Below are 12,212 nucleotides of genomic sequence, written 5' to 3'. Positions count from 1 at the left end.
ATGTCCTTGCCAAAAATTTTACTCATGCTACTGAGCAGTCTGCTACTTCATCCTGATTACTGAATCGGTGTTCTAGCTGTTGTTGCCATTGGTAAGCAATATCTTCTGCTTGAATTGATTGAGCCAAACTTAAAGCTTTTAAAAAATATGCTTCTGATTTTTCTGGTTGTAATTTACCCAGAGTGCCAAAACTGTAAGACTTGATTCGCTGATTACTTGTACTTTTAGCTGTTTGCAAAGCGGACTGACCATATTCAATAGCTAATGAACGTAATTGCTGATCTGGAATTTGACTTAAACTATTAGCAAAATTGAGTTTAGTATAAACAAGTTGGGTAGCTGATAATTGAGAGAATGTAGAAGAATTTTTTAAAATTATGTTAACAGATGGTTGAATTTGTTGTTGAATTTGATTGCGAATCTCAACTAATTTTGAATTACCTAAATTTAACTCTGTTGTTAAGAAGTTATCAAAATCTATTAGCAGGCTAAAATGATGCAGTTGAGATTTTAATTGTGTTACCGGATAATTTGCTGACACCAGATTCACTTGATGATAAATTTCAAGTGAATTGAGTGCTTGTTGCTGAATCATCTCCAAAATTTCATTTTTAAAATCTGGTTCTTCTACTTCATAATATTTATTTCGTGCTTGCTTATAAATAGCTTCATGAGTATTAGCTAATGACAGCAAAATCTCATGATTATCAACAGTGGACGTTTTTTGAGCAATTGATAGTGTTTTTGCTAGAACAACCTTTGATTCATCTAATTTACCAATTAAGCGCAAGACATCTCCTAAGTTGTGCCATGCAAATAGATTTACTGGCAAATGTTTTTGACTATCAATCGCTGCTATCAATAGTTTTGTTGTAAATTCAGTAGACTGTTGTGGCAAGATGGCACAAATCTTAGTATCTGTATTTAGCTTTAGAGCTTGTAATAGTGTGTTACAAGCAAAACGATTTAAACCCAAAGCTTGTAGAGCAAGATTTTGGTTAATTAAGCTGCCAGTAATACCCTCTTCGTAGCCAAGTTGACGATAAATTTTTGTGGCTGTTTTCCAAGACTCAAGAGCCTCCGATGCTCGTCCTTCATTTAAATACTTTTCTCCTATTTGGGTTAGTAGTCGCGCTTGATTACGTTTTTGTGCTTCTTTATTTACAGCTTGAGCAGCGATAATGGATGGCTTGCCTACAACTGTTAATAACCCTAGAATGCTTGAAAATACATACTTAAACCAGTCTCGGCGTTTAATCATTGCTGGGCATGGGTTGTTATAGTACTTTTTGACACATTTTCTTCAGAACATAAGCTAGCGAACGACGCAGCATAAGGTGTTGCTGAATTTGCTTCTGCCGTTAAGATCACATTCCCGTAAAAGTCTTGCACCCAACCTTGAGCTTCTACAATTTGTGTTGCTTGTTTTTGCAATTTTGGCTCCTCTGAATTATTGTTGACCTGACTAGAAACAAAATTATCTTGCCAAGTTGGTTTAATAGGTGGTACATCGTTAGGACTCAGAGGTAATCTGTCCACGCCACTCATAACAAATTCACTTTCTGCCACGTCTGACTGTCCCTGGCAAGCTGATGCAACTTTTGGACTTTGTGCAAGTCCTTCTGGTACGGACTCAATACCATTAGGGTCAACGTAAAAGCCGTTGATCTGAACGTCACCATTCAATCCGAATTGTGAACTAGCTGTAATTTTACTGTTGGGAGAGAAAAATAATCCACGAGCATTTATCAGGATATTTCCGCCTCGTCCTTTAAAAGCGTTAGCTGTGATGCTACTGTTTTCCGCAAGAACTAGGATATTTGTGTTGATATTGATGTTGCCACCATCACCATTTGTGTCTTGCTGACCAGCAGTTGTAGAGATAATTCCATTGCGTATAAAAATATTATTTGAGGTAATATTAATATCACCACCCTGTCCGGCAGTAGTGGTTGCGGTAACGCCTCCGTTGTTTGTAATGTTAATCGTATTGGACTTAATTTCAAGTCTTCCTGCATCACCCAAACCTCCATTTGCTACGCTAATTAAACCTCCTTGGTTGACATTTAAAAGAGGAGTGTCAATGGTTATATTTCCAGCAGAACCAGTTGGTATCAAAGGTAGTCCAAATATTTTTCTGACAGTTTCATTTGCAACATTGGCAGATGAGCTTATAAAACTAGGTTGAGAGTTAGAAGCTTTTCCACTTACTTCTATAAAGTTTTCAGCATTAATATTTATACTGCCAGCATTTCCAGTAGAAAAAGCAACAGAATTAACTATACCTCCATTTTTCAATCGCAATTGTGATGTATTTATGTTTATACTTCCAGCATTTCCAGCATTAAAAGCTGCTGCTGCTATGGTGCTTGGAGCAGAACGCTCTGGTTTTATCCCTGTAATTTCAATAGAATCTGCATTGACAATAACGTTGTTTCCATCTCCAGTTCCGAAGCTTGATGATGCCACTGTTCCTCCATCAGTAATTCGTAGCTGATCTGTTGACATTTGAACAGAACCTGCTTGCCCAGAAGCGAAAGTAGCAGCACTGATTAAGCTAATAGTATCTCCACGACGAAAAGGATTAGCAAGCCTGTTTTCTAACAATTGTACAGAATCAGAGGCATTAATAGTTACGTTACCTCCAGAAGCGTTACTGTATGAACCTGCTCCTACTCTTGCTCCATCCTGAAGCGTTAATCGTTGGGTAAAAACTTTTAGATCGCCACCTTTTCCAGTATTTACTGTTTCCGTGAGTATACTACTAGAAATATTGCCATTTGGAGAAGTTCCTTCCAAAACCAAAGACCTAGAAGCATTAATATTGATATTTCCAGATGAAGTCTCGCCTAAATTCTGAATCAACATTGTTGAACCGTCTGTCAGATGGACATTATTTCCATGTACCTGAATTGTTCCAGCGCCTGTACCACTAGCATTGATTAAAGCTTGTTTCGATAACTGAATATCTTCAAACTTGCGAACTCCTTCGTAATCAAAAGTCCATCCTTGGTTATTGGATTTGAGGTCAACAAAACCAGATCCTACACTACCCAATTCAGATTGTCCCCCTGGAGTGGTTATAATGCCACCTTCCAGATTTACGTTACTCCCGATTAAAGCTAAAGTCTTTCCTGGTTGTACTAAAAGCCCTGTTGAATTGTTGTTTACTATGGTAGGGAATAAACCTGCATTTGGTGTAATTCGATGTCCGCCACCTAAAACTTGAATAGTTCCAGTTGAATTATCTCTAAATGCTAGCCCTGTAGGGGCGCTAATTGTTAGCAATGGTTCTTTCTGGTTGGGTTGAGCAAAAAACTGTTTACCATCAGCAAATTTAATACTGTTGGCTGTGGTTGCGACAAGTGACCCACCAATATTTAGTTGAGCATTAGAACCAAAAATAATTCCATTGGGGTTGATCAGAAATAGGTTAGCTATTCCATTAGCACGAATTAAACCATTAATGTTAGAAACAGATTTGCCTGTGACACGGCTAATAATGTTTGTAATATCAGCAGCATTATTAAAGAAAGCAGTATTCCCAGTAGAAACAGAAAAGTCTTGAAAGCTGTGGAACAAATTAGTTCCTGCTCTAGTTCCTTCATTGATAATATCAATACTGCCTTGATTAGTGACGCGAGAATTGTTAGTAAGACTAGTATCTGGAACGATTTGTGCCGCAGTTGGATTTGAAAATAATATGTAATATAATATACTAGCCTTAAATAAAAAATTACTAGCTTTTCCCCATTCTATTTTAATTTTCGTCTTATGCACCTGTAGCTAAATCCTTTTTTTTTACACGAAAATATTATAAAGTTTAAAAAGAACTAGCTACAAATGATTTAAATGATTTTGACCATGAAGTTAATATATGCGATTAATCAGTTATCTCTCTATCTATTGCAATCATTGAACTTCCCCTCTATGCAAGCAACACCCCACTGACAAAACTTGGTAATCAACTTTTCGATAAGAATCTATAAGCACTGAGTTATTATCCCAACACTCCTGAAAAAACTCAAATCTGGAATTAGTGTTCAAAATTCTTGCCATCTTGAGCTTTTTCACTCTGGTCAATCATTTGACCAAGCGCTATTGCCTCACTTGACGATTTATTTATCTGTTATCACTCACGGTTCATTGGCTGCTTACCATTAATATCTCATGATGGCGGTTGCATATACTAAACGTATAATTACTTTTTGTTTACTCAAATGAATACAAAAATACAATCTGATTTTGATTTTTTTCGACAATGGTATCCGCTTTCTCCTATCGAAGATATCAATCCAAAGTGCCCCACCACAGTTGTTATTCTGGGATTACGCTTAGTCATTTGGAAGCCTAAATCATCTAAAGCTTACCAAGTATTTCTAGATCAATGCCCCCATCGCCTTGCTCCCTTAAGTGAAGGACGTATTGATGAAAAGACGGGTAATTTGATGTGTAGTTATCACGGCTGGCAGTTTGATTCTCAAGGAGTTTGTACATATATTCCCCAAGCAGAAGATCCAGAAATTATTACTAGGAATCAAAAAAACTTCTGTGCAGTTACATTCCCTGTTCGTCAGCAAAATGATTTACTTTGGGTTTGGCCAGATGCTAGATCAGCAGAACAGGCTGCAACTACGCCATTACCTCTTTCACCTCAAGTAGATGCTAGCAAAGGTTTTGTTTGGGATTCTTTTGTACGCGACTTGGAATATGATTGGCAAACTCTTGTTGAAAATGTGGCAGATCCAAGTCATGTTCCTTTTGCACATCATAAAGTACAAGGCATTCGAGAGCAAGGAGTACCTATACCTATTAATATTGAGAAATCAACAGTAAAATTGATTGAAGCAGTTATTGAAAGAAGCTCAGGACGAACAACAATCATTTTTGAACCACCTTGCCGCTTAGAATATGCAATTAGTGTTGGTTCTGGAAAGCAGTTAGGAATTGTCACTTACTGCATTCCAGTGTCTCCAGGCAGATCAAGAATTGTGGCTCAATTTCCTATTAATTTTGCTAAAACAATCTATAGTTTATTACCACGTTGGTTAGAACACATCATAATTCGGAATCCACTTCTTGATGGAGATATGATTCTTCTACATCAGCAAGAACGTTTTTTTCAACAAAAAAAGTTAGTTGAAAGCTGGAAAACTGCCTACAAGCTACCTACAAGTGCAGATCGTTTAGTGATTGAGTTTAGAAATTGGTTTGAAAAGTATTGTAATGGGGATTTACCGTGGAATGAAGTTGGAATTAATTTCTTACAAAACTCAAATATTAATGACAGTCGGACTGTACTGCTTGATCGCTACAAACAACATACTCAGCACTGTAGTAGCTGCCGAGGAGCGCTAAGGCTGATTCAGCGTTTGCAAGTGGTATTGTTGGCATACTCTGCTATTACTATTTCAGGAGTTGCTATCCTCCCAGATCCGCTTCGAGTTAAGCTTGGTTTAACGCTAATTATTACAGCACTATTAAGTTTAGCAGCTTACACTTGGCTCAAATTTTGGCTTGTTCCTAAATTTTACTTTGTAGACTATGTTCATGCTCAAAAATAACAGAAATAGGCAACAATTACAAAATTAATAATTTTGTAAGTAGCTCAACATATAGCGCCAATTCCGCAGTACCTATCTTCACCAAATGCTGTGCCAGGGGTATCTCTGCCTTGCTGGAAGGAGTACGCTAGCACTAATGGCAAGAAACCAGTAGCGACCGAGATAACCCAGGCGAAATTCTAACAACGACTCTTGTACTCCAAATAAAGTCATCCAAAATGTAATACCCGCCGTTAAATAATCAAGCGTTAGCCGTTGTTTTACCCATGTGCTGAAGAGGGTATTTTCTAGAATAAGCTGAAATTGAAGTCAGTTGTCAGTTGTCACAAGTCAGAATTGAATTCAGGTTCCTGACTTCTGAAGTCTTTCTTGTTAACTGTGGTATTGGACTGATTTTCGTCAAAGTATTCTTCCATCGGTGCAAAATATAAAAAGCAATGAAAAACCCCAACCTGTTTAAAGGATGGGGGCATAAATAAAAACTCTATATTTCCATGATGACACAACTCAATATTTGTTCGACTGCTGTCAGCCTGGAGGTGGAATAATGAACAAACCACCATCCAGAGGCAAGAAAGTTATCCCTGGGGCATCTGGTGAACCAAAGCCAGCCATCAACTCTGCAAAAAAAGATCCTTCTTCGCACGAAAATCCAGCCTCAGCAACGATTACGGTTACTGCTGTTGAAATAAGAGAGCTAACCGAAGAAGAACAAAGCTTACGCTTGCAATTGGAACGTCAGGTAGAAAGGGCATTTTTGTCAGCAGGTCAGGCGTTGATGGACTTGCGGGATCGCAGATTGTACCGTTCCACGCACCGTACTTTTGAGGAGTATTGCCGCGATCGCTTCAATTATAGTCGTGATGCAGCGTACCTGAAGATTTCGGCTACTGTGGTTTATGGGAATCTTCAAAAGTTTTTGCCGACCATTGGTCGGCAAATTCCAATGCCGACTAACGAACGACAATTGCGGTTTTTGGCGAAAGCCGAGTTGGAACCAGATGTGCAAGCGGATGTCTGGCAGCAGGCAGTAGAGCAAGCAGGCAATAAAATTCCATCCGGTCGCATAGTGAAAGACGTAGTGGATAGGATACACGAAAGCACGAAAGTACCCAATCCTTACCATATTGGTGAAATATGCATTCTTTTGCCAAAGGATAACCCAGACTTGAGAGGTAAAGCGGGTTATTGGGGAGTGGTAAGTCACGTTGGGGAATACAGCTGTACAGTCCAGGCTTGGGACGGCGACCATACTGTAAAAATCGAACACCTGAAATTACTAGAATTGCTTGATGAAGATTGCCAATTCATGCAGCAGCTATGTGTGAGATTACGGCAGTTGCATCAAGTGGCCAGCCGTGACTCTTCTGTGGATTGGCTGTTGCAGGGATTGGGGAAACAAGCTAAACCGTATCTGTCATCTTTGCAGGCAAAGCTGCTGGCAACTGTTGAGAGAGAGTACAATCTTGTTTGGAAGCAGCAGAAGTGATGAATTTATTGAGTGTCAAAGCAGCTTGAAAGTTCAAAATTTAAAATCAAATCGGGTTAGTGTTAGTGATGGGAGAGCTTTTCACCCAGACATTTTGGTTGTGATAAAAATCACCACGTTGTTCTAGTGTAAACCCACCCAGCAATAATCCCAACCATACTTCTACCATCGGCATTTGCAACACACGTTGCAGTTTAACTAAAGAAATCTCATCTTTGACATTTATCAGGTAGTTAGCGATGGCGCTCTGCCATTTTTGGACATCCTCATCTGATGCCAAATTGCGGACATCTTCTAAAGTTGTTACCTCATCAAGCATTGCCAAAACAAGTGAAACACTGTATTGTTTTGCAAAAGCCTGCAACACCTGATCTGTATAGGCGCGTATTTTACCAGCCGTTAACCCAAAACAGTGAATTGGTTCTAAGCGACAAATAGGCTGTTGCCCCAGCCAGAGTTCTGCGCCCAAGGCGTGCAATGGCTTATCCCCTGATTCTTTATACAAGTACAGCACTGCAAAATATGTTGCTGGGGGTTCGATTGCGATTGCATCAATTTCTGCGGAATTATTCTGGGAGCGGTGGCGATAGAATGAGCGGCGATTGTGGCAGACTTTGGGATTCCAACACCCGTCCCCTGCTGTTCCATGTAAAACCTTGGCTTGGGCAGTTGGTAGTTTGGAACATAACTGACACTTAGGATCTAACGGCTTGGGCATACCTTACTCCGCTTCTTCGCCAATCGCACGATAGTAAGCAGCGATCGCCGCTTCTTGTTCGCTGCGAAGGGTATAGCGCCGAAACGCTTTCTCGCTTTGATGTCCTGTTAGCTTACGGGCATGGCTGGGGTCAACTCCCAATAGCAATAAGTCGGTGGCATAGGTGTGGCGAAAGGAGTGAGGGTGCAAATCCTCAATGTGAGCTATTTCACCAATTTTTTCTACAGCGAAGTAAATGCCGTGATAACTTAAGCGTTCACCTTTGTACGAAGCATGGTGTGAAATCATCAGTGGACTAAGGCTGTTTAACACCTCTCCTTGGTGTGAGCGTAATTGTAAATAATCTGCCACGACTTCTCGGCTTTCTTTTCGCAGTGGCACTAAGCGTGGTTCATTGGTTTTGGTGTCCGGTAAAAACAGGAGCTTGCCATCAAATGAGCCAACATTTAGCTGCACAACTTCCCCAGCCCGAAGTCCATGACTAAGGATGTGGACGAGTGCTGTATCTCGTTGCTTTGTTTCTCCCAATAACTCCAACGCTGACCAAACCCGTTCCATCTCTTCTGGGGTTAAACTCTGGGCTGGTGGCAGTGGCACTTTTTCCAGTTTTATCCCCAGTGTCGGATTAGTAGAAATAATTTCAGGATACGTGTAACACATCCATTTGAAAAAGCTTTTGAGAGCCGCAATTCCTGCATTGATGCTGCTTTTGGAAAGCGGTTTACCTGCATCAGTCTGTATTTCATCTCTTAGGTATTCTTTATATAGCGCAAGATGACGTGGACGCAGTTCATGATAGTGTAGCTCACTCCAAGCCAAAAACCTTTTGAGTTCACGTTCGTAGAGTTTGCGGCTATTGAGTGCAAGGTTGTTGCTGCGTAAAAACTCTAGCACCTTTACCCACCTGATATCAGTAGGTGATCTTCTAGTTTCTCCTAGCTGTGTGAAATGTAGAGCTTCATGATTAAGGGGAATGAGTTTGATCTCAGGTAAAGAATCTGCACTGTAGTTCATTCAGGTATGTGTAAATTATTACTTGGTAACTATTAAATATAACTTTCTGTTTATCTACTCATCTGGTGGTGAGGTAGTCATGACTTCTACGACGGTACGATCTCATAACTCGCTATTAACTAATACATTCTCAATCAGAATTAATTTAATAAATGGGAAAAATTCTGCGTTCTGTATTATGTTTATTCCACAGCAAATCCCGATAGCTGACGCATTTTAGGAGTATGAAAACCAATGACAATATCTTGTTTATGTACACCCATTTCTATCAGTTCTAAAGCAATATCTACTTCTGTTGTATTTTGTTGAATCCAAATTTTATTATTTTTGATATCTAAATGCATTATTGGCCCATAAATCCGCTTTTGATTATTCCATCCAACACTAATAATTTGATAATGGTCATGTTCTGTATCAAAAATCTGTTCGACTTCTACATCTCCGTAACTAGGCTTGTACTGAAGATATTTAGTTAACAGTTGCCTAACTTTTGTCCGGTATTCATTTAATTTGTCCATTGTTCTATTGACTCAGTTTCCAGATTGTAAATAATTAGCTTTAATTTGTTTTCATTAACTACAGTTTGAATAAAAAACAAGTTAAAAAAGTCGTTATAAGTTACCAACGGTACAGCTAAATATAAGGTTCTATTTGGCTCCTCAACACGCAATGCTGTACGGTAATTAATAAATTGTCCTAGCGCCATGTGAAATTCAGAAATTTTTGAGGCACTCACAAAATTTTTGATTTCAACTGCTATTTTTTCTCCTGCTTTTTCGGCAGCTAGAAGTCGCTCTGCACCTAAATCAATTTGAACATCAACCCCGCCACACCTAATATTGAGCGGATCATCTGTAATTACCCAACCCTCTTTTTCTAATGCAGACCTCACAATATTATGGAATAAATCACGAGCCATAGTTTTACACCAAAGCCACACTAACCTTAATACTGCTCAACACCGTTAGTAGTGTCATTCGCCAGTAAAACATTTAAACATATATCTCAATTTGGTACTGACTATCGACTCCAGCACATAAATCCTTTAAATCTAGACTTTGCTCACATTATGCTTTAAGTGACATAGTAATACAAGACTACAACACAAAATAAGTTAGGTATAAATAATTTGCACAGAATTAACAAGGTACACCAAATCGATGGGAAATACGAGTCCCTTGCTCAACAATTTATTAATTGGACATAAATATCTTTTTCGGGTAGATGCCCCAGCATAATCTGTTGCACAGATGCAAGTATTAAGCGATCGCTTCTTAATCATGACTGTAACTCAAGACTGTTTTGCACTTTTGACTCCTAATAAACAGATAATAGATGGTTGAGAGTTCTTGTGGGGCTTTGTACCAGAGATGAGTACAGACACCCGTGTGGTAGATGTGCATATTTCACGATTGCGAACAAAGGTAGAATCCGACCCCAACGACCCAGAATTTATCTTGACCGCAAGAGGTAATGGTTATTTTTTCTCACGAATTGTTGAATCAGAACAGGAATAACAGAAAAATATGACTAAGCTCATCTTAATTACAGGCATAAGTAAAGGTTTAGGTTATGCGATGACCGAGGGTTTTATTCAACAGGGACATACTGTTATTGGTTGCGCCCGTTCATCAGATGCAATCGATAAAATACGCCAAAAGTTTAGTGCTACCAACGATTTCACATCTGTAGATGTGGCAAATGAACAACTTGTAAAAAAATGGGCCCGAGACGTACTTCAAAAATATTCTCCGCCAGATATAGTAATTAATAATGCGGCAATTACCAATTATCCAGCACCTTTGTGGGAAATACCATCTGAAGAATTTTCGGATCTAATAGATATTAATATCAAAGGAGTAGCAAATATAATTCGCCATTTCGTACCAGCAATGGTGAAAAACAAACGGGGTATTATTGTTAACTTTAGTTCTGGCTGGGGACGTTCGACTTCAGCCCAAGTTGCACCATACTGCGCTTCTAAGTGGGCAATCGAAGGATTAACTCGTTCTTTGGCACAAGAATTGCCGAATGGTATGGCAGCTATACCCCTCAATCCAGGAATTATTCATACTGATATGCTTTCTATTAGCTTTGGAGAAGAAGCTGCTAATTATACACCCGTGTCCGATTGGGTATTGAAAGCTGTTCCATTTATTCTCAATTTAAAACCCAAAGATAACGGGATTCCTTTGACTATACATTAAAGAGTGAATCTCAATTGTAATCGTTACCCTGCGGTGCCGACAGTTGAATCATTTCAGAGAACCGTGAATACTTAACCACATTAGTAGCTGGATAATCCTCTGACACTGCAATCAAGCCAAATTTTATATCCTCGAAGTAAATCACACCTCCAATACGCCCTTCAATTTGAAAAGCTCCATGAAATAAAGGACAACCCAAGCTACCGAGGTAAACCGTTAGTCGTCGGTGGTAGCCCGAATCAGCGAGGTGTGGTTGCAGCCGCCAGTTATGAAACTCGTAAGTTTGGTATTCATTCCGCGATGCCCTCAGTAACTGCGATCGCTAAATGCCCCGGACTGATATTCGTTAGACCGAGATTCGACGTTTACCGAGAGATTTCTACTGCAATCCACGCTATCTTTAAACGCTATACTGACTTGGTGGAAGGGGTTGCATTAGATGAAGCATATTTGGACGTTACTGAGAACAAGCAAAATATCACTTACGCTTCTACTATGGCAAGACACATCAAAACTGCGATTTTCCAGGAAACTCAGTTGACAGCAACCGCAGGTGTTTCAATTAACAAGTTTCTGGCAAAAATGGCATCAGGGCAGAACAAGCCCAATGGACTGACGGTGATTTTACCGGAGGATGCCATCGCCTTTGTAGAGCAACTGCCGATTGAGAAGTTCCACGGCATCGGTGAGGTGACTGCGACTAAGATGCATTCACTGGGGATTCATATTAGTGCAGATTTGAAGGAGCGATCGCTGACTGACCTAACACACCACTTTGGTAAAGCAGGGAATTATTACTACAAAATTGCTAGGGCGGAAGATGACCGCCCAGTTGAGGCGAATCGAGTTCGGAAGTCCATCGGTGCAGAAACCTCATTTGCACAGGACTTAAGCGATGTCGGTCAGATGTTGCAAGAACTCGAACAGATTGCCTCTCTTGTCGAGCAACGGTTGGAGCAGCATGAAACACGAGGACGCACATTAACATTGAAAGTCAAGTTCTCTGATTATCAGCAGCTAACCCGCAGTAAAACAATGCTTGCTCCCATTAGTGAACTCTCTACGATTTTTGAGATAGCCAAAACACTGTTTGAGTCGATTGATCTGGAAAACCGCAGTATTAGGTTGTTGGGCATTTCCTTGGGGAGCATGTCAACTTTGTTAGAACAAACGAACTAAACAGGTTCTAAAGTTGGTCATTAAGATAAGCGCAGCGATGC

Annotated in this window: 10 protein-coding genes and 1 pseudogene; 5 read left to right on the top strand and 6 right to left on the bottom strand. The window is 39.7% G+C overall.

The window, feature by feature from the left end; all coding sequences use genetic code 11:
• Window positions 1-22: 22 nt before the first annotated feature.
• Window positions 23-1,261, bottom strand: coding sequence for a hypothetical protein (locus RM347_RS34755; protein ID WP_322721683.1), 1,239 nt, complete (start codon window positions 1,259-1,261; stop codon window positions 23-25).
• On the bottom strand, window positions 1,258-3,780 hold the full coding sequence (locus RM347_RS34750; RefSeq protein WP_322721684.1) for a filamentous hemagglutinin N-terminal domain-containing protein: 2,523 nt from the start codon (window positions 3,778-3,780) through the stop codon (window positions 1,258-1,260). Before RM347_RS34750 ends, RM347_RS34755 begins: the two co-directional genes overlap by 4 nt.
• Before the next feature lie 452 nt (window positions 3,781-4,232).
• Between RM347_RS34750 and RM347_RS34745 the strand changes: the two genes are divergently transcribed.
• Both RM347_RS34745 and RM347_RS34740 read left to right on the top strand, forming a co-directional pair.
• Window positions 4,233-5,564 (top strand): Rieske 2Fe-2S domain-containing protein, encoded by a 1,332-nt coding sequence (locus RM347_RS34745; RefSeq protein ID WP_322721689.1) that lies wholly within the window; start codon window positions 4,233-4,235, stop codon window positions 5,562-5,564.
• A gap of 547 nt (window positions 5,565-6,111) precedes the next feature.
• Complete coding sequence (locus RM347_RS34740; RefSeq protein ID WP_322721685.1) at window positions 6,112-7,053, top strand: hypothetical protein; 942 nt, start codon at window positions 6,112-6,114, stop codon at window positions 7,051-7,053.
• A 46-nt stretch (window positions 7,054-7,099) separates the two neighbouring features.
• Here RM347_RS34740 and RM347_RS34735 read toward each other — a convergent pair whose 3' ends face one another.
• From RM347_RS34735 to RM347_RS34720, 4 genes are all read right to left on the bottom strand, one after another.
• Window positions 7,100-7,771: a hypothetical protein gene (locus RM347_RS34735; protein WP_322721686.1), complete on the bottom strand. Its 672-nt coding sequence runs from the start codon at window positions 7,769-7,771 to the stop codon at window positions 7,100-7,102.
• A gap of 3 nt (window positions 7,772-7,774) precedes the next feature.
• Complete coding sequence (locus tag RM347_RS34730) at window positions 7,775-8,785, bottom strand: tyrosine-type recombinase/integrase (protein ID WP_322721687.1); 1,011 nt, start codon at window positions 8,783-8,785, stop codon at window positions 7,775-7,777.
• Between the two features lie 182 nt (window positions 8,786-8,967).
• Window positions 8,968-9,303: a XisI protein gene (locus RM347_RS34725; RefSeq protein WP_322721688.1), complete on the bottom strand. Its 336-nt coding sequence runs from the start codon at window positions 9,301-9,303 to the stop codon at window positions 8,968-8,970.
• The gene (locus tag RM347_RS34720; protein WP_292865532.1) at window positions 9,291-9,704 is read right to left on the bottom strand and encodes an element excision factor XisH family protein; all 414 of its coding nucleotides are present in this window, start codon (window positions 9,702-9,704) and stop codon (window positions 9,291-9,293) included. Before RM347_RS34720 ends, RM347_RS34725 begins: the two co-directional genes overlap by 13 nt.
• Before the next feature lie 430 nt (window positions 9,705-10,134).
• Between RM347_RS34720 and RM347_RS34715 the strand changes: the two are divergent.
• The 3 genes and pseudogenes from RM347_RS34715 to dinB all read left to right on the top strand — a co-directional run.
• A pseudogene (locus RM347_RS34715) lies at window positions 10,135-10,302 on the top strand (winged helix-turn-helix domain-containing protein); the annotation flags it as partial.
• A 9-nt stretch (window positions 10,303-10,311) separates the two neighbouring features.
• Complete coding sequence (locus tag RM347_RS34710) at window positions 10,312-10,992, top strand: SDR family oxidoreductase (protein WP_428850672.1); 681 nt, start codon at window positions 10,312-10,314, stop codon at window positions 10,990-10,992.
• Window positions 10,993-11,112: 120 nt separating this feature from the next.
• Window positions 11,113-12,171: a DNA polymerase IV gene (gene dinB / locus RM347_RS34705; RefSeq protein ID WP_322721455.1), complete on the top strand. Its 1,059-nt coding sequence runs from the start codon at window positions 11,113-11,115 to the stop codon at window positions 12,169-12,171.
• The last annotated feature ends 41 nt before the right edge of the window (window positions 12,172-12,212 follow it).

Source organism: Nostoc sp. ChiQUE02 (assembly GCF_034531305.2).
Lineage (GTDB): Bacteria > Cyanobacteriota > Cyanobacteriia > Cyanobacteriales > Nostocaceae > Nostoc.
The sequence above is the reverse complement of the archived record's forward strand: the minus strand, read 5'-3'. Positions and strand labels throughout refer to the sequence as shown.